Origin of the sequence: Streptomyces coelicoflavus, from assembly GCF_003112555.1 — a bacterium.
Lineage (GTDB): Bacteria > Actinomycetota > Actinomycetes > Streptomycetales > Streptomycetaceae > Streptomyces > Streptomyces coelicoflavus.
Window position 1 is genome coordinate 1 of sequence record NZ_BEWB01000023.1, and the last position, 25,065, is coordinate 25,065.

A 25,065-nucleotide genomic window follows, 5' to 3' on the forward strand; every position below is an offset into this window, starting at 1 on the left:
CAAGGTCCCACCAGACTGACAGCGGCATGGCTGCCCACGCCGAGCGGTTGTACTCCGCCGGATCCTCGCTCTCCCGCAGCCGGATGAACTCCTCCACGGAGGTGATCTCAGGGAAACGGTCCGTCATGGCAGCCAGTAAGCCACGATGTCTAGGTCAGACGTCAAGCATCACCTGACGCCGAATCGTCAAGCATCACCTGAGACCCGACAGGGACTCGACACTGTGCGGTGGGGCTTAAAGCTGTGTGCGCATGCTGGGAGTTCGGCGTCTTGCCGGTGTGCGAGGGGCAGGAAGAGCACTGGTCGGATCGTCCAGGTGATGCGGACGTCGGCATGGGTGATGGTTACCGTGCAGGGCTCGGAGCGCATCAGGGCTCTGCGGGTTTCGGCGTGCTCTTCGTACAGCCACGTCCACGCTTCGTCCGACGCGTCGGAGTCGAGCGCCGGTGAGATGGTGTGGAGAGCGATGGCTACCCAGCGGTCTGCCTGGGGTGCCGAGTATGCGTCGAACGATGCAAGGCGCGCCAGCCCTCCTGTGCTGGTAACTTCCTCGGTCCAACATTCGCACCAGTAGCCGCGGGTGGGCCCGTTCATGGGGTCGCTCCCGCCGGGTAGGCCAGCAGCACGTAGCGGGTGCTCTCGTCGTAGAGAGTGAGTTGGTCACCCGTGCCGCTGGTCAGGTAGGCGAGGGCCCGTTCGTGTTCGGCGTCGTCCGTCAGCCAGTGCAGGACCGGCTGTGCGTATGCGGCGTCGAGCTGGTCGGTGATGTGCTGCGTGCGCTCGCGTAGCCAGCGCAGTGCCAGGCATGGGCTCATGGCGTCGTGTGATCCCAAGGGGATGGAACGGACCTCGCTCAACGGGTAGGCGGTGGCTCGGCATCGGACCGTCATCGTTCGCCGGGCTCAGGCCGAGTTGCAGGACGGCCGGCTCTTCGACAAGACGCCGAAATCCGCGGCCGGGGTGCGCTCCGTCTCCTTCCCCGCCGAACTGCTCGACGCGGTCACGCACCACCTGGAGCACTTCGCCGCTCCCGGCCGTGAGGGGCACGTCTTCGTCGGGCCGCAGGGCGGGCAGCTGCGGCGGAGCAACTTCCGGGACGACTGGGTCAAGGCCCGGAAAGCTGCGGGCGTCACGGCCGAGCTGCACTTCCACGATCTTCGGCACACGGGCAACACGCTGGCTTCGACGGCCGGCCAGTACGCGGGAGCTGATGACGCGGATGGGGCACAGCAGCTCCCGAGCCGCGCTGATCTATCAGCACATGACCAGCGACCGGGACCGGGCCATCGTCGACCGGCTCGGGGCCATGATCCGCGACGGCGGGGGAGGGGCCTCGGGGTAGAGGATGTGGCATCCACGTGGCATTAGTGACCCGCGTGTGGCACGGCCCCGGACACGACGAAGGGCCAGCCTGGGAGGAAACCCCTCCTGAGCTGACCCTTCTTGCTGTGCCCCCGGCAGGATTCGAACCTGCGACACCCGCTTTAGGAGAGCGGTGCTCTATCCCCTGAGCTACGAAGGCGGGGCGTGCCGCTGTGGGCGGCGGTGCCAACAGGTTAGCGGATCGGAGGCGGGGGTGGAGGGGGAGGCCGGGGTGTGGGTCACGTCGGGGGGACGTGGACGAAGCGGCCCGCCACGCGGAGGTCTGCCTCGATGGCGGCCGCCGTTCGGGACAGTTCCGGGAGGAGCTCCGTTTCGCAGGCCGTCGGTGTGCGGCGGGCCGCGTGTGTGGCGACGTTGATCGCCGCCGCCACCCTTCCCGTGCGGTCGTGCACCGGGACCGCGACGGCGCGCAGGCCGGCTTCCAGTTCCTCGTCGACCAGGGCGTAGCCCCGGGCCCGGACCTCGGGGTGGGCCAGCAGGACGCGGCCCAGGGCCGTCGCGTGGGCCGGGAGGCGGGTGCCGAGTGTGACTCGGGCGCTCAGGACGTGGGGCGCGGAGGCCTGGGCCGTGTACTGGATTTCCTCGCCCGAGTCGGACAGGACGGCCAGCGAGGCCGATTCGTGGACGCGGTCGGCCAAGGCCGTGAGGTGGGGCTGGGCGATCTCGGGGAGGGAAGTGCGGGAGAGGGGTGGGAAGCCCAGGGACAGGACCCGGGGGGTGAGGGTGAAGGTGGCGTCGGGGGCGGGGGTGACCAGGCCCGCGTGCGTGAGCGTGATCAGGGCCCTGCGTGCGGTTGCCCGGGTCAGGCCCGTCGCCTTCGCGACCTGGGTCAGGGTGAGCGCGGAGCGGCCCTCGCCGAAGGCGGTCAGGACGGTCAGGCCGCGGGCCAGGGACTCCACGAACTCCCGGCCGAGTTCCTGTTTCGACGCGCCGGTCCAAGTGGCCAGGTCTGTGCGGGGCGGTCCGGGGGTCGGGGGTGCGGCCGTGCGCAGGTCGGTCTCCATGGCCGTCACCGCCGCGCGCAGGCGGGGGAGCAGCGCCGTCCGCAGGTCCGGTGCCGTGTGGCGGCTGGTGTGGCTCACCACGCTCGCCACGCAGGCCAGGCGGCCGGTGCCGGGGCCCCGTAGGTCCCGTAGGTCCCGTAGGTCGCGTACGGGGACCGAGAGCGCCACCAGGCCCGGTTCGATCAGCTGGTCGTCCAGTGCGTAGCCGTCGCTCGCCGCCGTGGACGTACGGAGGACGAAGTCGTCGTCGGGGGTGGGGTGTTCGCGGGGCGGTACGGCGGGGAAGGTGTGGTTCGCCGGGTCCGCGGCTCGGCGTTCTCGCCAGTGGTGCCAGTCCGCGTCCGTCCATTGCGTGGCGAAGAGGGGGCCGGGGGCGGTGCGTTCGGCCGGGAGCAGGTCGCCGATGCGGAAGCTCAGGGACATGGCGCGGCGGCGGGTGGCCTGGTGGATGAAGCGGACCCCGTCCCGGTCGCCGACCGCCAGGGACACCGACTCGTCCAGTTCGTCGGCGAGGGCGTCGGCGCGGGCGGAGAGCAGGTCGGGGAGGTGGAGGGCGGCCAGGTAGGCGTTGCCCAGTTCCATCAGGCGGGGGGCCAGGGTCACGTCGCGGCCGTCCAGGCGGACGTATCCCATGCGGGCGAGGGTCGCCGTGAGGCGGTCGACCGTGGAGCGGGCCAGGCCGGTGGTCTTCTCCAGGGCGCTGAGGCTGAGGGTGCCGTCGTGCGCCTCGGTCAGCCGGCGGAGTACGGCGATGCCGCGGAGGAGTGGCGCGACCGCCTCGGCGGGCGCCACCGCGTCGGTCGGGGCGACCGCCTCGGCCGGGGGGACCGCTTCGGCCGGGGGGACGTGAGTGGTGTGGGCGGGCATCGGCTCTCCGGTCCGGCGGTCACGGCAGGGCGCCCACGGTAGCCCGCCCCGCCCGTCACTTCCGAGTGACCCGGACCCCTACGTCTCCCGTCCCGTCCTTGCCCGTCACCTTGATCGTGACGCCCTTGCGCGGGTCCTTGAAGGTCTCGCCCTCCGTGAAGGTGGCGTCGGAGAGTTCGGCGTGGACGTTGGGGCTGCGGGTGCAGCCGCCGCTGTCGCGCTCGGAGTCGTAGACGCGTACCGGACCCATTCCGGTGTCCACGTCCGCGTCGACCTTGTAGATCAGTACGCCGGGCCGGCACACCGTCTCGTCGTTGCCCTCGCGGGTGCGCAGTTCGACCGCGTACCCGGAGGTGCCGCTCAGCGGGAGGACCACCAGCTTGTCGCCGCCCTTGCGGGCCAGCGGGGTGAGTGTGTACTCGGTCGTCCCGGGCGCGGACGCGCAGTGCACCTGCGTGCGGTCGAGCCAGCCCAGCTTCCACTTGTGCCAGCCGAGGAGGTCGTTGTTGGCGCCCCAGTCCTCGCTCATGATGTCCCAGTGGCCCACGGCGCCTCCGCCCTCCTGGGTGTAGAGGTCGGGGAGGCCGAAGACGTGGCCGTTCTCGTGGGGGAGTACGCGGTAGCCGGTCTCGTCGTAGGAGCCGGAGCCGTCGTCCTGGCGGGAGTAGACGAAGGAGGCGTTGGCCACCGGGACGCCGTCGGCGACCGGGGCCTCCTGGTTCCCGGCGAAGGTCACGGACAGGACCGTGTCCAGGGCGGAGGGGCCCGCGTTCGGGGTGACCAGGACGTTCACGAGGTCGTACGAGCGGAAGTCGACCTTCGGGTCGGCCGCCGCGACCAGGTCCTGGACCAGTTTGCGGTAGCCGGGCTCGAAGGGGGCGCCGCGTTCTATGCCGTACTCCGCGAAGGACTTGGGCATCCGCAGCCAGTCGCGGATCGGGGTTTCGGGGCGGTAGTCGAGGCGGCCGTAGCTGCTGGTGCGGAACCATTCCTCGGTCTTCGGGAAGAACTCCGCGTACCGGTCGAGCGCCTTGCCCTCGCCGGGCGCGTCGGAGAAGTCGATCATAAGGGTGAGGGCGCGGACGGTGCCGGTCGAGCGGGCGTAGCCGGAAGAGGTGGGCACGCCCTCGGACATCTGGATCTCGGGGCCGCCGCTGATCATGCAGGGGCCGTGCGCGGAGGTGCGGGAGAGGGCGGCGGGGCCGGGGCCCGCGGTGGAGGTGCCGGGCGCGAGCCGGCCGGTGCCGGCCGAGGTGCTGAGCGCGAGGGTCAGGACGGCGACGGTCCCGGCCGCGGTCAGCCGGCGCGGGCGTATGCGGCGGCTCGGCGGCTGCACCTGCCCGTGCGGCTGCATGCGGACCTCCCCGTGCCACGGCAGCCGCCCGACACCGGCTGCGCCCTTGGGCTCACCCTGGGCCGACGGGAGGGCGGGCGCGCGCTGGAGAGGCCGATCGTGGGTTTCTCGCCGGTAGCCGCCGATCGGGGGACCGGCCCGGTCGGGGTGTGACCCAGGTCACGGAAAAGATCTTCGGCGCCGGGAAATAACCGGGGATCGTTTCCCCGTTTAGACCTGTGTCCGAGCGAAACGGGGATTCCCTCCCCGGATCGCGCAACCAGTGGAGCCGCGGAGCCGAACCACCCGCCTCGCGGGCCCCACACACCTCACAGACCAAAGGAGTACGCCGTGCAGACCGCGATCCCCGACCAGCGCAAGGTGGCCCGGCCCCGCGCCGATGCTCTGCGCAATCGGGAGCGGATCGTCGCCGCCGCCCGGGAGATGTTCGTCGAGCACGGGCCGGACGTGCCGCTCGACGACGTCGCCCGCCGGGCCGGCGTCGGCAACGCCACGGTGTACCGCAACTTCCCCGACCGCGACGCCCTCGTCCGCGAGGTCGTCTGCTCGGTCATGGACCGTACGGCACGGGCGGCCGAGCTGGCGCTCGAAGAGACCGGGGACGCGTTCGAGGCGCTGGAGCGCTTCGTGCACGTCTCCGTCGACGAGCGCATCAGCGCGCTGTGCCCCATGGTGTCCAGCACGTTCGACGAGCACCACCCCGACCTGGAAGCGGCGCGCCAACGGGTCGAACGACTCGTCGCCGAGGTCATGGACCGGGCGAAGGTGGCCGGTCAGCTCCGTGGCGACGTGGGCGTGGGCGATCTGATGATCGCCGCCGCCCAGCTCAGTCGGCCCCCGGCCGGTACGGGGTGCGTGAGCGCCGACCGGTTCGTCCATCGCCATCTTCAGCTGTTCCTGGACGGGCTGCGGGCTCCCGCCCGCTCCGCCCTGCCGGGTGCGGCCGTGACTCTGGAGGATCTGCGCCGGCCCTGCGACCAGTAGCTCCGCCACTTCCTCCGACCGGTCCGAATCCGGTCACGATCGTTCCGCCCTCGACGCCGGGGTCGCGTCGGCCACTGTGCCGGTAGCGCCCGTCGCCGCGGGTTCAGTCGTCCCTTTTCTCATCTTTTTCCGTCACGAAGTCCGAAGTGGGTATCCCCATGTCTCAATCAGCCGTCAAGGCCTCCGGCGTCACCGACGCCCCGGACGCCGGCCGCTGGAAAGCGCTGGTCTTCATCGCGCTCGCCCAGCTGATGGTGGTCCTCGACGCCACCATCGTGAACATCGCCCTGCCCTCCGCGCAGCAGGACCTCGGCATCTCCGACGGCAACCGGCAGTGGGTCGTCACGGCCTACGCCCTCGCCTTCGGCGGACTGCTGCTGTTCGGCGGCCGGATAGCCGACCTGTGGGGCCGCAAGCGCACCTTCGTCCTCGGCCTGGCCGGCTTCGCCGTCGCCTCCGCGCTGGGCGGCGCGGCCACCAACGAGGCGATGATGTTCGGCTCCCGCGCCCTCCAGGGCGTCTTCGGTGCCCTGCTCGCGCCCGCCGCGCTCTCCCTGCTCGCCGTGATGTTCACGGACGCCAAGGAGCGTGCCAAGGCGTTCGGCATCTACGGTGCGATCGCCGGTGGCGGTGGCGCCGTGGGTCTGATCCTCGGCGGCTTCCTCACCGAGTACCTGAACTGGCGCTGGACGTTCTTCGTCAACATCCCGTTCGCCATCGTCGCCGCGGCCGGTGCGTACCTGGTCATCCGTGAGCCCAAGGGCGGCCGCAACCGCTCGCCGCTCGACATCCCCGGCGTGATCCTGTCCACCCTCGGCCTGGTCGCGCTCGTCTACGGCTTCACCCGCGCCGAGTCCAACGGCTGGAGCGACGCCGTGACGGTCGGCATGTTCGTCGGCTCGGCCGTGCTGCTGCTGGCCTTCGTGATCGTCGAGTCCCGGGTCAAGGCCCCGCTGCTGCCGCTGCGCGTGATCACCGAGCGCAACCGGGGCGGGATCTACCTCTCGCTGGGTCTGGCCATCATCGCGATGTTCGGCCTGTTCCTCTTCCTGACCTACTACCTGCAGATCGTGAAGGGCTACACGCCGGTGAAGACCGGCTTCGCCTTCCTGCCGATGATCGCGGGCATGATCACGGGCTCCACCCAGATCGGCACCCGTCTGATGACCCGGGTCGCGCCCCGGCTGCTGATGGGCCCCGGCTTCCTGGTCGCCGCCGTCGGCATGCTGTTCCTGACCCAGCTGGAGGTCGACACCTCCTACGCCGGTGTGCTGCTGCCCGGCATGCTGCTGCTCGGCCTCGGCATGGGTACGGCGTTCATGCCGGCGATGTCCATGGCCACCATGGGCGTGGAGCCGCGGGACGCCGGTGTCGCCTCCGCGATGGTCAACACCTCGCAGCAGGTGGGCGGCGCGATCGGTACGGCGCTGCTGAACACGATCGCCGCCTCCGCCACCACGTCCTACATCGCCGACCACATCGGCGGCGCGTCCTCCCGGTCCCAGCAGCAGCTGGTCCAGCTGGAGGGGCAGGTGCAGGGCTACACCAGCGCGATCTGGTTCGCCGTCGGCATCCTGGTCGTGGCGGCCGCGCTCGCCCTGACCCTCGTCAACGCCGGCCGGCCGGGCGGCCCCGCCGTCACCGGTTCCGGTACGGGCGACGAGGCCGAGGACGAGCTGCGGGTGCCGGTCGTCGCCCACTGACGACGCCGGACCCGGTGTCGAACCACTGACGACGCCGGACCCGGTGTCGGACCACTGGCGACGCCGGACCCGGTGTCAGCACCCGCTCGGGCTCCTGTTCCACCCGTGCGGGCGGGGAGGGGACGCCCCGCACGCACGGTTCCCCCGGACCTGCCCCGGCCGCGCGCTCAGCGCAGCCAGGGCAGGTCCGCACCCGCTTCGCTCGGCTGAAGTCCCTCGGCGACGATCCGCATGATCTCGCCGAGGGACTTCTGCTGTTCCGGGGTGAGCCGGTCGAAGACCGCCTGGCGCACGGCGTTCACGTGGCCCGGTGCGGTGCGGCGCAGCACCTCGTACCCCTCGTCCGTGAGGATGGCGAACTGGCCGCGCTTGTCGGAGGGGCAGTCCTCACGGCGGACCCAGCCGTTCTTCTCCAGACGGGCGACCGCGTGCGAGAGCCGGGACCGGGTGATCTTGGCGTACTTGGCCAGCTCCGTCATCCGCAGCCGCCGGCGCGGTGACTCCGCCAGCTTGACCAGCAGGCCGTAGTAGACGTGGGGCATGCCCGCGTCGCGCTGGAGCTGCCGGTCGAGGTGGTCCTCGAGGAGGGTGGCGGCCTCGATGTAGGAGCGCCAGACGAGCTGCTCCTCGGCGGTGAGCCATCGGGGTTCGTCGTTCATGCGTCCACTGTACGAGACGGTTCCTTGAATGTTAAACAAAACGGGGGTAGATTGACGGCACGTAGAGATTGAGAGTTCAAGTATTGGAGGAGCCGTCATGACCGCCGCCGCCCCGCAGGAGCGCATGCCCGCCCTCTATCTCAGCCACGGCGCCCCGCCCCTGGCCGACGACCCCGTCTGGCCCGGCGAACTCGCCGCCTGGTCCGCCGCCCTGCCCCGTCCCAAGGCGATCCTCGTCGTCTCCGCCCACTGGGAGGAGGCCCCACTCGCCCTCGCCGCCACCCGGACCGTCCCCCTGGTCTACGACTTCTGGGGCTTCCCCGAGCACTACTACCAGGTGCGCTACGAGGCCCCCGGCGCCCCCGCGCTCGCCGAGTCCGTGCGCAAACTGCTGCGGGCTCCCGGTACGCCGGTGCAGGACGTCCCCGACCGGGGCCTCGACCACGGCGCCTACGTGCCGCTGGTCGAGATGTACCCCGGCGCCGACATCCCGGTCCTCCAGGTCTCCATGCCGACCCTCGACCCGGCGCGGCTCATGGAGATCGGCCGCCGGCTCGCGCCGCTGCGCGACGAGGGAGTGCTGATCATCGGCTCCGGCTTCTTCACCCACAACCTGGCCGCGCTGCGCCAGGGCGGCATCCCCTCCTGGTCCGCGGAGTTCGACGACTGGGGACGGCGCGCACTGGACGGCGGTGACGTGGACGGGCTGCTCGACTTCGCCCGCAAGTCCCCGGCGGGGCGGCTCGCCCACCCGCGCACCGAGCACTTCGCGCCCCTGTTCGTGACCATGGGTGCGGCGGACGCGGCCGGCGAGCTGGATCTGCGGCGGTCGGTGATCGACGGGTTCTGGATGGGGCTGGCCAAGCGCTCGGTGCAGTTCGGCTGAGCGCGGGCCGGTGACCGGGGGTCCGGTGCCGGGCGACGGGACGCTGCGCGAGGGGTGATGGGCGAGGGGCGAGGGGCGATGGACGGTGGGCTACAGCGGCTTCTCGTACCAGGCCACGTCCCAGTACCGTCCGAACTTCCGGCCCACCTCCCGGTACGTGCCCACGTGCCGGAAGCCGAAGCGCGCGTGCAGTCGCCCCGAGGCGTCGTTGGGCTGGGCGACGGCCGCGTAGGCGCGGTGCAGGTCCTCGCCGGCCAGGGCGTCGAAGAGGGACGTGTAGAGGAGTGTGCCGATGCCGCGGCCACCGGCGCCCGGGGCGACGTAGACGGTGGTCTCCACCGAGGTCCCGTAGGCGGCCTTCGCGCGGTAGGGGCTGGACGTGGCGTACCCCAGAATCTCCTGTGAGTCCGCGTCCGTGGCAACCCTCAGGCGGTACGGACCGTCTTCAGGATGGGAGAGCAGCCAAGGGCGGCGCTCTTCCGGGGTGAAGGGCGCGGTGTCGAAGGTGACGGGCGTCTCACGCACGTAGTGGTTGTAGAGGTCGGTGAGGGCCTTGAGATCCCCCTCGACTCCCGGTCTGACCTGGACCTCGGCGGTTCCTGGTGGCATCACCCCTCCTCGTGTGGCGGCACAGGGTACTGCATGATCAGAAAAATCGAGGGGCGGGTTGGGAATTCTGTCCGGATTCCAGTCGTTGTTTCCATCGGATGCAGGGCACCCGAGGAGAGTCCCGAGAACGAGCCCGAGAGGGGTCGGAGACAACGGAGACACCCCGCAAGGCGCCCGGGCGTCCACAGGACCACCCGCTGAACCACCATCGCAAGGGAGCACGCATGGCAACCCGTGCCGTCGCCCGTCGTAAGTCCGCCACCGGCGAGACCTCCGGCTCGGCAACCAGCGTCCGCGCGAACGGCGGCGAGCTCGCCGACCGCGATCTGGTCGGCATGTACCTCGACGAGATCGCCCGGACACCGCTGCTCGACGCCGCCAAGGAGGTCGAGCTGTCCCAGACCATCGAGGCGGGTGTGTTCGCGCGGCAGGTCCTCGAAGGCTACGAGGAGACCGGGGCGGACGCCACCCGCGAGGAGCTCCAGACCCTGATCGACGAGAGCGAGCGGGCGAAGGACGTCTTCATCCGTTCCAACCTCCGCCTGGTCGTCGCCGTCGCCCGCCGCTACCCGCGCAGCGGCCTGCCGCTCCTGGACCTGATCCAGGAGGGCAACGCCGGCCTGGTCCGCGCGGTCGAGAAGTTCGACTACCGCAAGGGCTTCAAGTTCTCGACGTACGCGACCTGGTGGATCCGTCAGGCCATCACCCGCTCCATCGCCGACCAGTCGCGCACCATCCGGCTGCCCGTCCACCTGGTGGAGGAGCTGGGCCGGATCCGGCGCGTGCAGCGCGAGTTCAACCGCGAGCACGGGCGTGAGCCGGAGCCCGCCGAGATCGCGGCCGAGCTGGGCTCGACCCCGGAGCGCGTCACCGACGTGCTCGACTGGGCCCGCGACCCGGTCTCGCTGAACATGTCGGTGGACGACGAGGGCGAGACCCAGTTCGGCGACCTGCTCGAGGACACCTCGGCCGTGTCCCCCGAGCAGTCGGTGCTGACCCTGCTGCGCAGCGAGGAGCTCGACGACCTCATCGGCCGCCTCGACCCGCGCACGGCCTCCATCATCAAGATGCGGTACGGCATCGACGACGGCCGCGAGCGCACGCTGACCGAGGTCGGCAAGGAGCACGGCCTCACGCGCGAGCGCATCCGCCAGATCGAGAAGCACGCGCTGCTGGAGCTGAAGAAGCTGGCCCGCGACACCGGCTTCGAGGCGGCCGCGTAAAGTCGCCGGAGACGACGGCCGGGCCGCGCGGCCCGGCCGCCTCGTGACACGGGGGCGTGACGTGGCGGGTGGGGCGTACGCCGGGTGCTGAACCCGGCGCAAACATGGCCGTACAACGCTGCTTCAACCCGCCGGGGCCGGGCAAGAGACGTTCGAGCCCGTTGTCCGGCCCGTTCCCCCGGGCCCCGGACCGGGCCCGGGACACGGCTCGGACCGCGCCCCCGGCACAGCACAACAGCACACTGGACCACGTCCCGACGCACTCCCCCCGGCGCCGGGACTTCCCGAGCCGGGCTCGGCGCCCCTCCCCCCGGGGCGCCGCAGCCCGGCTCTTTCCGTGGCTGGAGGCCGGCGGCGGGCCGGAGCAGTGCGGCAGGGGCGGGGCAGCGCGGGAGGACCGGAGCAGTGCGGCAGGGGCGGGAGGGGCGGGGCACCCCGAACCTGAACCCCGGGGTGGCCCGCCGAATGGCAAATTCTGCCACAGCGGCATAGCCTGCCGAAGTGAGCAGCACCGTTCCCGTGTTTCCCGACCCCGGACCGGGTCCGTCCGGGTCCGTCTCCCTGACCGAGCGGCGCAAGGCCGAGACCCGGATGGAGATCGCCCGGGCGGCGGCCCGCCTCTTCGCCGGCCAGGGCCTGCGGGCCACCCGCGCCGAGGACATCGCCAGGGCCGCGGGAGTCGCCCCGCGCACCTTCTACCGCTACTTCGCGGCCAAGGAGGAGGCGATCGCCCCGCTCTACGCGCTCGGCGCCGAGCGCTGGGTGCACGCGGTGCGCGAAGCCCCGGCCGAACTGTCCCCGCCCGAGGCCCTGGAGCACGCCGTGCGGCACACGCTGACCCCGGGCGCGGGTGTCTCGGCGCCCTCCTGGGAGTGGGCGGCCACCCTCATCCGCCTGGCCGGGAGCAGCCCGGCGCTGCGCAAGGTGTGGGCGGAGGTCTGCCACGCCACGGAGCGGGGGCTGGTGGAGGCGCTGGCCGCGCGGATGTCCGGCGATGACGACAACGTTGCCGCACGACTGGCCGCCGCTCCCCGGCTGCATTTCGCCGGTGCGGTGGCGGGCGCGGCCGTGCGCGTCGCCGTGGAGCACTGGGCGGCATCGTCCCCGCAGGGTGCGCGCAGCCCCCTGGAGCAGGCCCTGCTGAACCTGGAGACGCTGCGGGGGTTCACCTGGGAGACCGACCCGACGCCACCGTGACGGGGGGCGGGTGACGGGCCGGTGCCGTCCCGAGGGCCGTCGTCGGTCGCCCCTCCCGCCCGTGGCGCCCTGGAGGGGCCGCCGCCGGTCAACCGAGCCCGCGTCCCCCCAAGGGCCCGCCGGTTACTCGGCCTCCGCCGCACGGCCCAGGCGTGCTCCCAGCTCCCGTACGCACTCCACCAGTTCGGCCGGTTCCCGGACCCGGAACTCCAGTCCGGTCGTCGCCAGCCGGGCCGCGATCCAGTCCACCGAGCCGGACACGGTCGCCCGGACCACGCACGACGCCGAGCCGTCCTCCGGCTCGGGCACTCCCATCCAGTGCGGCAGCAGGGGTGCGACGGCCTCGGCCGGGGCGTGGAAGACGACGGAGATCTCGTAGGAGTCGTTCCGCCGCTGCATCGAGCGCCGCAGGTATTCGGCCGCGTCCCCGGTCGGCAGTTCCCGGGGAGCGAAGCGTGCCCCCGTGGCGAAGGGCTCGCTCACCCGGTCGACCCGGAAGGTTCGCCAGTCGTCCCGGTCGAGGTCGTAGGCGACCAGGTACCAGCGCCGCCCCGTCGACACCAGCCGGTACGGCTCCGTCACGCGTCGCGTCCCGGTCCCGTCCGCCGCGCGGTACGCGAACCGCAGCCGCTCGTGCCCGGCCACCGTCGAGGCCATCACGGTGAGCGTCTCGGGTGCGATGCTCGGCCCGTCCCCGCTGGTCAGCGGCGTGGTCGCGGACTGGAGCGTGGCGACCCGGTGGCGCAGCCGGGACGGCAGCACCTGCTCCAGTTTGGCCAGGGCCCGCACCGACGCCTCGTCCAGTCCCGCGACCGCGTGCCCGGCGCCGGCCCGCAGCCCGACCGCGATGGCCACCGCCTCCTCGTCGTCGAGCACGAGCGGCGGCATGGCCTTGCCCGCCACCAGCCGGTAGCCGCCGTCGGCGCCCATCGTCGCCTGGACCGGATAGCCCAGTTCGCGCAGGCGGTCGATGTCCCGCCGGACCGTGCGCCGGGAGACCCCGAGCCGGTCGGCCAGCTCGCCGCCGGGCCATTCGCGGGGCGTCTGGAGGAGGGAGAGGAGCGTCAGCAGCCGGGCCGGAGTGTCCGTCGTCATGCGTCCGAGGATGCCGCAGAACTAGGACACGATCCGGCCTACTGGGCCCCTACGTTCCTTCCATGACCTCCACGCACACCCCGGACCCGGCACCCGTCCCGCCGGCCGCGGCCGACACGTCCCTCTCGCCCGGCTCGACCGCCGCGCCCGCCGCAGGCGACCGGCGTCGCTGGTTCGCGCTCGCGATCGTGATGACCGCGGCGTTCATGGACCTGGTTGACGTCACCATCGTCAACATCGCCATCCCCTCGATCCAGAAGGACGAGGGCGCCACCTTCAGCCAGATCCAGTGGATCACCGCCGGGTACGCCCTGGCCTTCGCGGCCGGCCTGATCACCGGCGGGCGGCTCGGCGACATCCACGGCCGCAAGCGGGTCTTCCTCGTCGGCATCGGCGGCTTCACCCTGGCGTCGGCCCTGTGCGGCCTCGCGGCGAACCCGGAGATGCTGGTCGCCTCCCGCATCCTCCAGGGCGGCATGGCCGCGCTGATGGTGCCGCAGGTGCTGTCGATCGTGCACGCCACCTTCCCGGCGCACGAACGCGGCAAGGTCTTCGGGCTGTTCGGCGCGATCGTCGGACTCGGTGCCGTGTCGGGGCCGCTGCTGGGCGCCCTGCTCACCGAGTGGAACCTCTTCGGGCTCGAATGGCGGCCCATCTTCCTCATCAACCTGCCGGTCGGCATCGCGGGCCTCGTCCTCGGCAGCCGCTTCATCACGGAGTCCAAGGCGCCGCGCGCCCTCCGGCTCGACCTGGTCGGGGTCGCGCTGGTCACCCTCGGGCTGCTGATGCTGATCTACCCGCTCACCCGGGGCGAGGAGCTGGGCTGGCCGCTGTGGGGGTACCTCTCGATGGCCGGCTCCCTCGTGGTCCTCGCGGTCCTGGTCGCCCACGAGCGGCGCAAGAGCGCGCGGGACGGTTCGCCGCTGGTGGAGCTGTCGCTGTTCAGGGTGAAGAGCTTCGCGGCCGGCATCGCGGTGCAGACCGTCTTCGGGGTGGGACTCGGCGTCTTCTTCCTGGTGTGGACGCTGTACATGCAGGTGGGTCTCGGCTGGACACCGCTGCGGGCCGGCCTGACCGGCGTACCGTTCTCGATCGCCGTGTCCACGGCCGCCGGGATCTCGGTGCAGAAGCTGGTGCCGCGCTTCGGGCGCAAGGTGCTCCAGGCGGGCGCGCTGGTGATGGCGGCCGGAGTGCTCCTCTACGTCTGGGAGGCCGGGCGCTACGGGCTCGCCATCACGTCCTGGCAGATGGCGCTTCCGCTGGCCGTCATGGGCCTCGGCATGGGTCTGATCGTCGCGCCGCTGACCGACGCGGTGCTCTCCCAGGTGCCGCGCGAGCACGCCGGGTCGGCGTCGGGGCTCATCAACACCGTGCAGCAGATGGGCAACGCGCTCGGGCTCGGACTGGTGTCGGTGGTCTTCTTCGGGACGATGAGCGACCGTCTCACCCCCGACCGCATCGGCCCCGCCTACGTGGACGCCTTCCAGAACGCGCTGGGCTGGGTGGCCGCGGTGCTGGTCGTCATCTTCCTGCTGATGTTCGCGCTGCCCGCACGGCCCGCCCAGCACGTGGAAGGGAGCGGGGCGGAGGACCGGGTGGAGGAGGAGAAGGAGCCGGCTCTGGTCTGAGACCGGTCACAGGCACGCGGAAGCGGGCACGGTCACGCGGAAGCGGACAGGGACGGGCGGGTCCGGTGCGAAGGCGCCGGGCGGCCCGCCTTCGTCGTGCCGATGCCCGTTCATGCCTGATTGTGTCCGAGTGTTTCTGAACCCTGTTTACATTTCGGACAACCGGACGTAGCCTCCGAGTGAAACCACAGGTTCGGGCACAGGTCGGAGGTGAACGGTCATGTACGCACCGGAGCGGCAGCAGGAGATCCTCCGGCTCGCCCGGGACAGCGGCCGGGTGGACGTGGTGTCGTTGGCCGAGGAGTTCCAGGTGACGGCGGAGACCATCCGCCGCGACCTCAAGGCCCTCGACCGCGCGGGTCTGCTCCGCCGGGTGCACGGCGGCGCCATCCCGGCCGGGCGGCTCGACTTCGAACCGGGCCTCGCCGAGCGCGAGTCCACGGCCGCCGACGAGAAGGACCGCATCGCCAAGGCGGCCCTGGCGGAGCTGCCGGCCGAGGGCACGCTGATCCTCGACGCCGGCTCCACGGTGGCCCGCATGGCCGCGGCGATCCCGCCGGAGAGTTCGCTGACCGTGGTCACCCACAGCCTGCCCATCGCCGCCCGCCTCGCCGACCACCCCGGCATCCAGCTCCACCTCGTCGGCGGGCGCGTGCGGCACCGTACGCACGCCGCCGTGGACGCCTGGGCGCTGCGCGCGTACGGCGAGATCCGCGCCGACGTGGCCGTGCTGGCGGCCAACGGGTTCTCCGTGGAGCACGGCCTGACCACCCCCGACCTCGCCGAGGCCGCCGTCAAGCGGGCCGCCCTGACCGCCGCCCGGCGCGTGGTGCTGCTCGCCGACTCCTCCAAGTACGCCCAGGAGCACTTCGCCCGCTTCGGCGCCCTGGACGACGTGGACCTGCTGATCACCGACAACGGACTGACCCCCGAGGACGCCGGCGACCTCGAGCGCGCCGGCACGGAAGTAGTACGCGCATGATCCTGACCGTCACCCCCAACCCGTCGCTGGACCGCACCTACGAGGTGCCCTCCCTCGACCGCGGCGGGGTCGTCCGCGCCACCGGCGAACGGGTCGACCCCGGCGGCAAGGGCGTGAACGTCTCGCGCGCGGTGACCGCCGCCGGGCAGCGCACCGTCGCGGTGCTGCCGCTGGGCGGGGCACCGGGCGCCCTCGTCGCCGACCTGCTCGACGCGCAGGGCATCGAGGTCGCGCCGGTCCCGATCACCGGGCCCACCCGCTCCAACATCGCGCTCGCCGAGGCCGACGGCGTCCTCACGAAGATCAACGCGCCGGGCCCCGAACTCACCACCGCGGAACGCGAACTGCTCCTGGAGACCGTACGGCGCCAGTCGCCGGGCGCGGCCTGGATCGCCTGCTGCGGCAGTCTGCCCCGCGGACTCGCCCCCTCCTGGTACGCGGACCTGGTCGCCCGCGCGCACGCCGCCGGGGTCCGCATCGCCCTGGACACCTCGGGACCGGCGCTGCTGCGGGCGCTGCGCGAGCGGCCCGACGTGGTCAAGCCGAACGCCGAGGAGCTGGCCGAGGCCGTCGGGCGTCCGCTGGCCACGGTCGGCGACGCCGTGAAGGCCGCCGAGGAGCTGCGGGAGCTGGGCGCCCGCGCCGTGCTCGCCAGCCTGGGCGCCGACGGCCAGCTGCTCGTGGACGACGCGGGCACCTGGTTCGGCACCGCCCGCGTGGACGCCGTACGCAGCAACGTCGGCGCCGGGGACTCCTCCCTCGCCGGGTTCCTCGTGGCCGGCGGGACGGGCCCCGGCGCCCTCGCCTCCGCCGTCGCGCACGGCGCCGCCGCCGTCCGGCTGCCCGGCAGCGTGATGCCGACGCCGCACGACCTGGACCCGGCCGCCGTGACCGTCACGGCCGAGGTGCCCGTGGACCGCGTACTGGGCGAGCCGGCGCCATGACTCCCCGCCCCGCTCCCCGCCCCCTTCCCCGGGGACGCCCCCAGCCCCCACCGCTGTGCCCCCGTCCCCCTCCCCGCCCCCGCCCCTCACCCCACGTACCGGGCGATACGCGAGCTAAGGAGCCCGCGATGAGCGACATGATCACCGCGGACCTGGTCGACCTCGACCTGTCCGCCGACACCAAGGAAGCGGCGGCGCGCGCCCTCGCGGAGCGGATGGTCGCCCTGGGCCGGGTGACCGACCTGGACGGCTTCCTCGCCGACGTGGCCGCCCGTGAGGCGCAGATGCCGACCGGCCTCGACGGCGGCATCGGCATCCCGCACTGCCGCAGCGAGCACGTCACCGAGCCGACGCTCGCCTTCGGGCGCAGCACGGCCGGCGTCGACTTCGGGGCGGCGGACGGACCGGCCGACCTGATCTTCCTCATCGCCGCTCCGGCGGGCGCCGACGACGCCCACCTGACGATCCTCTCCTCGTTGGCCCGGCAGCTGATGAACGCCGAGTTCACCGCCGCGCTGCGCTCGGCGGGCGACGCGGCGGGCGCCGCCGCGCTGATCCGCGGGGAGGAACCGGCCCCGGCCACGGGCACCACCACGGGTGCCACCGAGGGGACTTCCGAGGACGCCACCGAAGAGACCAGGGACACCGGGGCGGTCTCGGCGGCGGCCTCCGCCGAGGCCGCCCCGGGCAGTACCGGCGAGGACCCCGCCGAGGCCGCTGCGGGCGGCACGGGCGAGGACCCCGCCGGGGCCGCTGCGGGCGGCACGGGCGAAAACCCCGACGAGCGCGGGCGCCCCTTCCGTATCGTCGCCGTCACCTCCTGCCCCACCGGCATCGCGCACACCTACATGGCCGCCGAGTCGCTGGAGAACGCGGGCCGCGAGGCCGGCGTCGACCTCGTCGTCGAGACCCAGGGCTCGGCCGGCTTCACCCGCCTCGACCCGGCCGTGATCGCGGCGGCGGACGGCGTGATCTTCGCCCACGACGTGCCCGTGCGCGACAAGGAACGCTTCGCCGGGAAGGCCACCGTCGACACCGACGTCAAGGCCGCCATCAACCGGCCCGGCGAGCTGATCGGCGAGGTCCGCGACAGGGCGGCCCGCGGCGAGGTCACCTCCGCGTCCCCGGGCACGACGCCCGTCGAGCGCGGCGGGGAGACCGGCGAGGGCTACGGCACCAAGCTCCGCAAGTGGCTGATGTCCGGCGTCAGTTACATGGTGCCGTTCGTCGCCGCGGGCGGCCTGCTGATCGCCCTGGGCTTCGCCATCGGCGGCTACGAGATCAACAAGGCGCCCTCCGTGATGGACCACTTCGTGTGGACCCAGGCCGACAGCTGGGGCGCGCTGCTGTTCCAGATCGGCGGCGTGGCCTTCGCCTTCCTCGTCCCGGTGCTGGCCGGCTACATCGCCTACGGGATGGCCGACCGGCCGGGCCTGGTCCCCGGCTTCGTCGGCGGCTCGATCGCGCTGACCGTCAACGCCGGCTTCCTCGGCGGTCTGGCGGCCGGTCTGCTCTCCGGCGGGGTGGTGCTGGCGATCCAGCGGGTGCCGATACCGAAGGCGCTGCGCGGCATCATGCCGGTGGTGGTGATCCCGCTGATCTCGGCGGCGGTCGTCGGGTTCCTGATGTTCGTCGTGATCGGCAAGCCCATCGCTTCCGCGCAGTCGGGCATGACCGACTGGCTGAACGGCCTGTCCGGCGCCAACGCGATCCTGCTCGGCGCGCTGCTCGGCCTCATGATGTGCTTCGACCTCGGCGGCCCGGTCAACAAGGTCGCCTACACCTTCGCCACCGCGGGCATCGCGGTCGCCAGTCCCAGCGACTCGGCCATGAAGATCATGGCGGCGGTCATGGCGGCCGGCATGGTCCCGCCGCTGGCGATGGCCCTGGCCACCACCGTGCGCGGCCGGCTCTTCAACGCCGCCGAGCGCGAGAACGGCAAGGCCGCCTGGGTGCTGGGCGCCTCCTTCATCTCCGAGGGCGCGATCCCGTTCGCCGCCGCAGACCCGCTGCGCGTCATCCCGTCGTCCATGGTGGGCGGCGCGGTCACCGGCGCCCTGTCGATGGCCTTCGGCGCGACGCTGCGCGCGCCGCACGGCGGCATCTTCGTGGTGCCGCTCATCGGCAACCCGCTGCTCTACCTGGTCGCCATCGCGGCCGGAGTCTGTGTCACCACCGCCCTGGTGATCGTCCTCAAGGGGCTGCGCAAGCCGGTGACGGGAGCGGCGGCCCAGGGTCCGGGCGGCGCGGACCCGGCGGCCCCGACGCCGGGCGCGAAGCAGCCGGTGGCCGCGTAGGGCGCACCGGGCGGGCCCAGCGGGGCCGAACCCCCGCCCCGCGCCATCCGGGCCGGTCCCTCCTTCCGGGAGGGGCCGGCCGTTGCCCTACGGGGACACCTGCTCCGCGCGCCGCTCCATCGCCCGGCGGGCCGTGTCCTCACTGTCGTACACCTCGCACATGTGCCGCCCGTCCGGCGTGGCCGTGTGCTCGACCTCCCAGAGGGAGACCTCCACGCCGTCGCGCAGCAGGAACGCGTGCTCGTAGAGCGAGAAGCCGACCCGCGCGCGGCTCGCCCGGCCGGGACCGCCGAAGGCCTGGGTGATCTGGTGTCCGCACGCCGTCGACAGCCGGTCGGCGAGGTCGGTGCCCGGCCGGTCCGCGTTCTCCGCGCGGCGCAGCAGCCGGCGGGCGTGGTCCGCCGAGGCGTCGGGGACGTACGCGTGACGCGGCGTGGGGACGGGCGACAGCTGCACCTGCACCGGCAGTTCGAAATCCGGGGTGTCGGGCGGCAGCGCCAGCCGGGAGCCCGCGGTGCGCAGCTCCTCCTCGTCCACATAGACCTCGTGCTGCGGCTCGCTGCCCGGGGCGGTGTTGTGGACCAGCTCCCAGAGCGTGAGCGCCGAGCCGTCGGCGAGCAGCCAGGTGTGGCGGTACGTCTCCCGGTGCAGCCCCGCGCTGTGGTGCGCGGAGTGCAGTGAACCGTCGTGCGCCAGCGCGCAGTCCAGCCGCCGCAGGACCTCGTCGGGCAGCTCGAAAGAGTTCAGGGCGCGTCCGAGCAGCCGCATGAGGTGCTCCTCCGGAGACTCGGGCGACTCGGGTGGTTCGTACGCTGCCGTCTCGTACGGAACGCTCAAGGTTTCTCCCGGCGTTGCTGCATGTCACCTTGTGGGTGCATACCGTAGCCCCTCGGTCGGACATCATGTCCGGGAACCGAGAAAACGTACGCACGAAAAACGCGGGGGCCGCGCGAAAAGTTTCCGCGCGGCCCGACGAACCGTCAAAACTTGCTGCTCACAGCCCCATCAGGCGGTGTTTTGGGTGGTTCGGGCGGTCCACTCGCTCCACGGCATGTTCCAGCCGTTGAGGCCGTTGTCCGGCGCGATGGTGTCGTCGGGGGAGTTCTTGACGATCACGACGTCCCCGACGAGCGAGTTGTCGAAGAACCACTTGCCCGGGGTGTCGCCCTGTGCGCCCTGGGCGTCCGCCAGCCCGACGCAGCCGTGGCTGGTGCCCTGGGCGCCGAACGGCGGGTTGCCGCGGTTGTACCAGTAGTTGCCGTGGATGAAGGTGCCCGACTGGCTCAGCCGCATCGCGTGGGGCACGTCCGGGATGTCGTACTCGCCGCCGAACCCGACCGTCGACCCGTTCATGCGCGTCTGCTCGGACTTCTCCGAGATCACCATCTGCCCGTTGTACGTCGGGTTCGCGGCGCTGCCCGCGGAGATCGGGACCGACTTGAGCGTCTTGCCGTCCCGCACGACCGTCATGGTCTGTGTGTTCGCGTCCACCGTGGAGACCTGCGCGCGGCCCACGGTGAAGGTGACGGTCTTCTTCTGCACGCCGTAGAGGCCGTTCGCGCCCTCCACCCCGTCCAGGTCGATCTTCATGGTGACCTTGGAACCGGCCTTCCAGTACTCCTCGGGCCGGAAGTCGAGCCGCTGCGCGCCGAACCAGTGCCCGGCCACCTCCTGCCCGCTGCTGGAGGTGACGGTGATGTGCGACTGCACGCTCTTCCTGTCGGTGATCGCCTTGTCGAACGTGAACGACACCGGCATCCCCACCCCGACCGTGCTGCCGCCGTCCGGGGTGTACGTGCCGACGAAGCTGTTGTCCGAGGAGACGGTGGTGAAGACCGAGTCGGCGGCGGCCGTGCGGCCGTTCGCGTCCTTAGCGCGGGCCGTGATCCGGTACTTCGTGCCCCGCTCCAGCTGCTCCTTCGGCTTCCAGCTGCCGCCGTCGCCGGACACCGCGCCCGGTACGGCGGCACCGCTCTCCGCCACGGTCATCCGCACGTCGGTCAGCGTGCCGTCGCTGACCTTCACCCCGGTCGAGTTGATCGAGGCGCCGGTCGACCCGTCCTTGGCCGAGATCACGAGCTTCGCGACCGAGGTGTCGGCGGACCCGGTGCCGCCCTTGCCGTCCTTCTTGTCGTCGGCACTGGCGCTTCCGCCGCAGGCGGTGAGGGTGAGGGCGCCGACCACCAGGGCGGCACAGGCCCCCAGTACGCGCCGCGTGGCTATGTCCGGCGTTGTCACGGGCTGCTCCAGGTTCGGGTGTTGTGCGCTGTTCGCTTCAGACCTGTAGAGGGCCCCGGCGGCCGGTGGGGTTCCCGCCGGCCGCCCGGAACGGCGACGCGTGACAAAACCCGGACAATCGCAACGCGGACGGGTCAACCGGCCCTGGACGCAGGCCCGTACAGCTCCGCGTACGACGGCCAGGCCCCGCCCGGACCGTCCACCGGCTCGGCGGCCAGGACCGCGCGCACGATCGCGCGCGTCACCACGTCCGCGCCCGCCGCCAGCACCTCGTTCAGCGCGAGCGGCTCCCCGGCGTCGAGCGGACGTTCCCCGGTCGCCAGGGCGAACACCGTGTCGCCGTCGCTGAGCAGGTGCACCGGCCGTACGGCACGCGCGATGCCGTCGTGCGCGGTGCCGGCCAGCTTCTGGGCCTGCGCCTTCGACAGGTCGGCGTCGGTGGCGACCACGGCGAGCGTGGTGTTCAGCGGGGGCGGCGCGTTCCTCGCCGCGACCCCGGCCAGCCGTCGCCCGGCGGCCTCGTGGACGTCCGGCGCCGGGTACTCCACCCGCCCGCCCCGGAACAACTCCCCGTACAGCACCCCCGTTTCCGGATCCGTCACCGACCCCGCCGCGTTGGCCACCACCAGCGCCGCCACCGTGATCCCCGAGCCGAGCACGGTGCTCGCGGTGCCCACCCCGCCCTTCAGGGTGCCGACAACGGCTCCCGTGCCGGCCCCGACGCACCCCTCGGCCACCTCCGCGCCCGGCGCGCCCGCGTGGGCCGCCTCCGCGGCCGTGTACCCGGTCGCCGCGTCCGGCCTGGCCCGGAAGTCGCCCCCGCGCCCCAGGTCGAAGACGCAGGCCGCGGGTACCACCGGCACCACGTGCGCCGGGTCCGGGCCGACCCGCACCCCGCGTCCCCGCTCCTCCAGCCAGGTCATCACCCCCGAGGCCGCGTCGAGCCCGTAGGCGCTGCCGCCCGTCAGCACCACCGCCTGGACCTTCCGCACCAGGTTGCGCGGGTCGAGGGCGTCGGTCTCCTTGGTGCCGGGGCCGCCGCCGCGCACATCCACACCGGCGACCGCCCCGCCCTCCGGAGCGAGCACCACCGTCGTCCCCGTCAGCCACCCGTCTCCGGTACGCGTCGCGTGCCCCACCAGCAGACCGGCGACGTCCGTCAATGCGTCAACTGTCATACGGTCAGTCTCGTCCAGCCGCCGGCGACGGTACGGGACCCGGCGGCGACCGGGGCGGCGGTCGGTGAGGTGTGGTGCGGCAGCCGTCGGCGCCGTGGCGGGTACGGAGCGTGGTGGGACCGGAGCCGCGGCTCAGGCGGCCGGTGCCGCCGTCCGGCGCCGCTCCCGTCCGGTCCGCCGCGCGGTCAGCGTCACCCCGGCGGACACGGCCAGCGCCAGCACGATCCCCGCCACGAGCACCGCCTCGCCGCCCAGGAAGGTGCAGGCGAGCACCAGCAGCGCGGCCGTCGGCAGCACGAGCTGCTCGGCGACGCCCACCTTGAAGTGCCGGGCGTGCAGCGCCCACACCGTGAGCAGGAAGACCGCCGTCGGCAGGGTCACCGCGAAGGACGCCGCGAGCGTCGAGACGTGCGCCTTGCCCACGGCCTGCTCCACCGCCACCTCCAGTCCCGCCCCGATCGCCGCCGCCGAGGCGAACACCACGTAGTGGCCGTAACCCCAGAGGAAGGACTGCCTGTTGGACCGCAGGTGACTGTGGACGGGGACCACGAAGTAGATCCACCAGGCCGCGAAGACGATCAGCAGCCCGCCCGCGGCGATCGGCAGCACCTCGCCCAGCGCGTCGTTCTCCTCGATGCCCGACTTCACCGCGACCGTGGCCGCGGCGATGGTCTCGCCCAGGACGATGATCGTGAGCAGCCCGTACCGCTCCGAGATGTGGTGCGGATGCCAGGCAGACGGATGCGCGCGCTCGGCGAACGCGGGCACGCACAGCTCCAGCACCACCATCACCAGGAACAGCCAGCCCCGGCCGCCGTCCGGCACGAACAGCAGCCCCAGCCAGCCGACCTGGCAGAGCAGCACCCCACCGGCGTACCGCAGCGCCATCGCCCGTTCCGCACCGCCGGCCGAACGCGCCGCCCGCAGCCACTGCGCGGACATGGCGACCCGCATGATCGCGTAGCCGATGATCACGGCCAGCCAGTCGTGGTCCTCGAAGGCCCGGGAGACCCCGGCCGCCAGGACCAGCACCCCGGCGATCTGCACCAGGGTGACGACCCGGTAGAGCACGTCGTCGTTGTCGTAGGCCGACGCGAACCACGCGAAGTTCATCCACGCCCACCAGATGGCGAAGAAGACCATCGCGTAGTTGAGGACACCCTCGCCGGCGTGCCCCCCGGCGACCGAGTGCACCAGCTGGACGCCGGCCTGGGCGATGGCGACGACGAAGCACAGGTCGAAGAAGAGCTCCAGCGGCGTGGCGGTGCGGTGTGCCTCGTGCCGGTGGCGGGCCTTCAGCCGGCGCACCGGAGGGTGGGCGTCGGGCGGCGGGACGGAGGGCTCGGTCGGAGAGGAGGGACTGGACATCATGGCTCCCAGCACAGCAGAGACGGCGCGAATGCGCTTGCGGACCCACCCGCCCGCCGGACGGGCCCTGCGGGCGGGATGCCTCATCGGGGCCGGCCGGACGGACCGGACCGGGTCCGGGGTGGGAGCCGTACCCTGGAGCCATGAGTACGACCCCCGAACCCGAGCCGCCCGCGCCCAGGCCCGCGCTGGTCTTCGACGACCCCCTGGACCAGCAGACCTCGGACGACACCGACCGCGGCTGGGGCGAGCGGCCCGACGGCGACAGCGCGGCCGACCTGAAGCGCTTCCTCGACGAGAAGCCGCCCCACCACCTCTGAATCGCGTGCCCGGAGGACGCTACGAGCGGTCGTGCCCCGTGCCGCGCTGGGCGATCAGCGTGTCGCGGATCTCCTTGAGCACCTCCAGCTCGGAGACCTCGATGACCTCCTCGGCGCTCTCCTTCGCCTTGCGGCGGGCCTCCTGCCGGGCCAGGTACTTCGCCATGGGCAGCACCATCAGGAAGTAGACGACGGCCGCCGTGATCAGGAACGTCAGGGTGGCACCCAGCACCGAGCCCCAGAGGATCCGCACGCCCGTCGCGCTGTCGCCGGTCCCGGTGCACGGGCCCTTCAGGCAGGAGCTGTAACTGTCCAGGCTCTGTGTGCCGAACGCCCCGACCAGAGGGTTGATGACCCCCTCCACCACCGAGTTGACGATCTTGGTGAAGGCGGCGCCGATGACGACGGCCACCGCCAGGTCGATGACGTTGCCGCGCATCAGGAAGGCTTTGAAGCCCTGCAAGAGGCTCGGCTCGTTCTTCTCGCTCACGGTGGGAGCACTCCTCGCTTGAACAGGTGTAGGAACCAAACGTTCCGAAACCTACGGCAGCGCTGGGCCGTCCTGTCCAATCCGATCCCTCGAACGAGGGACTTGACGGGCTCAGCACACGGTCACCGCCAGCCGTGCCGTGGTAGCCGCGCCGACCAGCCGGTGGGCGGTGGCGCGCGGCACCGAGACCACGACCAGCGCCCCACCCGCCGCGGAGTCCTCCACGGGCTCGGGCACCTTCGCCACGCGCACACCGCGCGCGAGCACGGAGGCGTCGCCCGCACCGCCGTCCCCGGCCGCGACGACGTCGACGCGGTCGCCCGGCCGGAGCAGCCGCACCGTGGCCGCGTCGGCGATCCGCACCGGCGCCGCCACGAGCCGGGCACCGTGCCGCTCGCCCGCCGGCTCGGTCACCGGATGTCCGCGTGACCGCCGCGTCTCCTGCCCGCCGGTGACCGGATGCGGGCCCGCCGCCACCACCGCCGCGGCGGTGACGGCCAGTCCGACGGCGAGGGCACGTCGCCGGTGGCGCACGAGCCGGTGCAGCCCGCCGCGCACCCGCACCGGGGCGAAGTGCGGCACCTCGCAGGTCGGCGGCGCGTCGGTGCCGCCGGGCGGAATCGACGTAGGGAACGAGGAGGCGAGGGGGGAGCGGG

Annotated in this window: 23 protein-coding genes, 1 tRNA gene and 1 pseudogene; 11 read left to right on the forward strand and 14 right to left on the reverse strand. The window is 72.5% G+C overall.

All coding sequences use genetic code 11. The features are described 5' to 3' along the window. Positions 1-186: 186 nt before the first annotated feature. Together Sco07f_RS40995 and Sco07f_RS38155 are read right to left on the reverse strand one after the other, a co-directional pair. Positions 187-594, reverse strand: a complete 408-nt coding sequence (locus Sco07f_RS40995; RefSeq protein WP_108990635.1) for a hypothetical protein — start codon at positions 592-594, stop codon at positions 187-189. Continuing rightward, a complete protein-coding gene (locus Sco07f_RS38155; protein ID WP_244942254.1) occupies positions 591-815 on the reverse strand; it encodes a hypothetical protein in 225 nt (74 codons plus the stop codon). The genes Sco07f_RS40995 and Sco07f_RS38155 overlap by 4 nt, the downstream gene beginning before the upstream one ends. Before the next feature lie 67 nt (positions 816-882). On the opposite strand from Sco07f_RS38155, the pseudogene Sco07f_RS41440 reads away from it, so the two are divergent. After that, positions 883-1,342, forward strand: a pseudogene (locus Sco07f_RS41440) (tyrosine-type recombinase/integrase); the annotation flags it as partial. A 107-nt stretch (positions 1,343-1,449) separates the two neighbouring features. On the opposite strand, the gene Sco07f_RS38165 reads toward Sco07f_RS41440, so the two are convergent. The 3 genes from Sco07f_RS38165 to Sco07f_RS38175 form a co-directional block, all read right to left on the reverse strand. Next, a tRNA-Arg gene (locus Sco07f_RS38165) sits at positions 1,450-1,522 on the reverse strand. Positions 1,523-1,601: 79 nt separating this feature from the next. Beyond that, positions 1,602-3,254 (reverse strand): IclR family transcriptional regulator domain-containing protein, encoded by a 1,653-nt coding sequence (locus Sco07f_RS38170; protein WP_174855480.1) that lies wholly within the window; start codon positions 3,252-3,254, stop codon positions 1,602-1,604. Between the two features lie 55 nt (positions 3,255-3,309). Continuing rightward, on the reverse strand, positions 3,310-4,608 hold the full coding sequence (locus Sco07f_RS38175; protein WP_054103685.1) for a M6 family metalloprotease domain-containing protein: 1,299 nt from the start codon (positions 4,606-4,608) through the stop codon (positions 3,310-3,312). A 330-nt stretch (positions 4,609-4,938) separates the two neighbouring features. On the opposite strand from Sco07f_RS38175, the gene Sco07f_RS38180 reads away from it, so the two are divergent. Next, the gene (locus Sco07f_RS38180) at positions 4,939-5,592 is read left to right on the forward strand and encodes a TetR/AcrR family transcriptional regulator (RefSeq protein ID WP_108990636.1); all 654 of its coding nucleotides are present in this window, start codon (positions 4,939-4,941) and stop codon (positions 5,590-5,592) included. A 158-nt stretch (positions 5,593-5,750) separates the two neighbouring features. Further along, entirely contained in the window at positions 5,751-7,295 is a 1,545-nt protein-coding gene (locus tag Sco07f_RS38185; protein ID WP_007388796.1) for an MFS transporter, read from the forward strand. Positions 7,296-7,462: 167 nt separating this feature from the next. Here Sco07f_RS38185 and Sco07f_RS38190 read toward each other — a convergent pair whose 3' ends face one another. Then, on the reverse strand, positions 7,463-7,954 hold the full coding sequence (locus tag Sco07f_RS38190; protein ID WP_007388762.1) for a MarR family winged helix-turn-helix transcriptional regulator: 492 nt from the start codon (positions 7,952-7,954) through the stop codon (positions 7,463-7,465). 124 nt (positions 7,955-8,078) lie between these two features. Here Sco07f_RS38190 and Sco07f_RS38195 point away from each other — a divergent pair, with 124 nt between their 5' ends. Continuing rightward, positions 8,079-8,840 carry a dioxygenase family protein gene (locus Sco07f_RS38195; protein ID WP_042822456.1) on the forward strand — a complete coding sequence of 254 codons (762 nt, stop codon included), beginning with the start codon at positions 8,079-8,081 and terminating at the stop codon, positions 8,838-8,840. Between the two features lie 90 nt (positions 8,841-8,930). Here the strand turns inward: Sco07f_RS38195 and Sco07f_RS38200 are convergent, their stop codons facing one another. Beyond that, positions 8,931-9,449 (reverse strand): GNAT family N-acetyltransferase, encoded by a 519-nt coding sequence (locus tag Sco07f_RS38200; RefSeq protein WP_108990637.1) that lies wholly within the window; start codon positions 9,447-9,449, stop codon positions 8,931-8,933. 224 nt (positions 9,450-9,673) lie between these two features. Here Sco07f_RS38200 and Sco07f_RS38205 point away from each other — a divergent pair, with 224 nt between their 5' ends. Together Sco07f_RS38205 and Sco07f_RS38210 are read left to right on the forward strand one after the other, a co-directional pair. Continuing rightward, on the forward strand, positions 9,674-10,672 hold the full coding sequence (locus tag Sco07f_RS38205) for a sigma-70 family RNA polymerase sigma factor (protein WP_007388798.1): 999 nt from the start codon (positions 9,674-9,676) through the stop codon (positions 10,670-10,672). A gap of 501 nt (positions 10,673-11,173) precedes the next feature. Further along, positions 11,174-11,869, forward strand: coding sequence for a TetR/AcrR family transcriptional regulator (locus Sco07f_RS38210; RefSeq protein WP_108990638.1), 696 nt, complete (start codon positions 11,174-11,176; stop codon positions 11,867-11,869). A gap of 123 nt (positions 11,870-11,992) precedes the next feature. On the opposite strand, the gene Sco07f_RS38215 is transcribed toward Sco07f_RS38210, so the two are convergent. Beyond that, on the reverse strand, positions 11,993-12,964 hold the full coding sequence (locus Sco07f_RS38215; RefSeq protein ID WP_087790595.1) for a helix-turn-helix transcriptional regulator: 972 nt from the start codon (positions 12,962-12,964) through the stop codon (positions 11,993-11,995). Positions 12,965-13,026: 62 nt separating this feature from the next. Here Sco07f_RS38215 and Sco07f_RS38220 point away from each other — a divergent pair, with 62 nt between their 5' ends. From Sco07f_RS38220 to Sco07f_RS38235, 4 genes are all read left to right on the forward strand, one after another. Continuing rightward, entirely contained in the window at positions 13,027-14,592 is a 1,566-nt protein-coding gene (locus Sco07f_RS38220; RefSeq protein WP_108990639.1) for an MFS transporter, read from the forward strand. A gap of 220 nt (positions 14,593-14,812) precedes the next feature. Then, positions 14,813-15,574 carry a DeoR/GlpR family DNA-binding transcription regulator gene (locus Sco07f_RS38225; RefSeq protein ID WP_007388801.1) on the forward strand — a complete coding sequence of 254 codons (762 nt, stop codon included), beginning with the start codon at positions 14,813-14,815 and terminating at the stop codon, positions 15,572-15,574. After that, the gene (pfkB, locus tag Sco07f_RS38230; RefSeq protein ID WP_054103692.1) at positions 15,571-16,518 is read left to right on the forward strand and encodes a 1-phosphofructokinase; all 948 of its coding nucleotides are present in this window, start codon (positions 15,571-15,573) and stop codon (positions 16,516-16,518) included. The genes Sco07f_RS38225 and pfkB overlap by 4 nt, the downstream gene beginning before the upstream one ends. Positions 16,519-16,646: 128 nt before the next feature. Further along, complete coding sequence (locus Sco07f_RS38235) at positions 16,647-18,815, forward strand: PTS fructose transporter subunit IIABC (RefSeq protein WP_108990640.1); 2,169 nt, start codon at positions 16,647-16,649, stop codon at positions 18,813-18,815. An 87-nt stretch (positions 18,816-18,902) separates the two neighbouring features. Here Sco07f_RS38235 and Sco07f_RS38240 read toward each other — a convergent pair whose 3' ends face one another. The 4 genes from Sco07f_RS38240 to Sco07f_RS38255 form a co-directional block, all read right to left on the reverse strand. Beyond that, positions 18,903-19,652 (reverse strand): DUF6227 family protein, encoded by a 750-nt coding sequence (locus Sco07f_RS38240; RefSeq protein ID WP_167468345.1) that lies wholly within the window; start codon positions 19,650-19,652, stop codon positions 18,903-18,905. Between the two features lie 168 nt (positions 19,653-19,820). Next, the gene (locus Sco07f_RS38245; protein ID WP_087790599.1) at positions 19,821-21,053 is read right to left on the reverse strand and encodes a L,D-transpeptidase; all 1,233 of its coding nucleotides are present in this window, start codon (positions 21,051-21,053) and stop codon (positions 19,821-19,823) included. Between the two features lie 134 nt (positions 21,054-21,187). Then, the gene (locus Sco07f_RS38250) at positions 21,188-22,231 is read right to left on the reverse strand and encodes a P1 family peptidase (RefSeq protein ID WP_108990642.1); all 1,044 of its coding nucleotides are present in this window, start codon (positions 22,229-22,231) and stop codon (positions 21,188-21,190) included. 132 nt (positions 22,232-22,363) lie between these two features. Next, positions 22,364-23,599 (reverse strand): low temperature requirement protein A, encoded by a 1,236-nt coding sequence (locus tag Sco07f_RS38255; protein ID WP_164140278.1) that lies wholly within the window; start codon positions 23,597-23,599, stop codon positions 22,364-22,366. 143 nt (positions 23,600-23,742) lie between these two features. On the opposite strand from Sco07f_RS38255, the gene Sco07f_RS38260 reads away from it, so the two are divergent. Beyond that, the gene (locus tag Sco07f_RS38260) at positions 23,743-23,919 is read left to right on the forward strand and encodes a hypothetical protein (RefSeq protein WP_087790602.1); all 177 of its coding nucleotides are present in this window, start codon (positions 23,743-23,745) and stop codon (positions 23,917-23,919) included. Between the two features lie 19 nt (positions 23,920-23,938). Here Sco07f_RS38260 and mscL read toward each other — a convergent pair whose 3' ends face one another. Further along, on the reverse strand, positions 23,939-24,409 hold the full coding sequence (gene mscL / locus Sco07f_RS38265; RefSeq protein ID WP_007452305.1) for a large conductance mechanosensitive channel protein MscL: 471 nt from the start codon (positions 24,407-24,409) through the stop codon (positions 23,939-23,941). A gap of 111 nt (positions 24,410-24,520) precedes the next feature. Continuing rightward, positions 24,521-24,991 (reverse strand): hypothetical protein, encoded by a 471-nt coding sequence (locus Sco07f_RS38270; RefSeq protein WP_054103545.1) that lies wholly within the window; start codon positions 24,989-24,991, stop codon positions 24,521-24,523. Positions 24,992-25,065 lie beyond the last annotated feature (74 nt).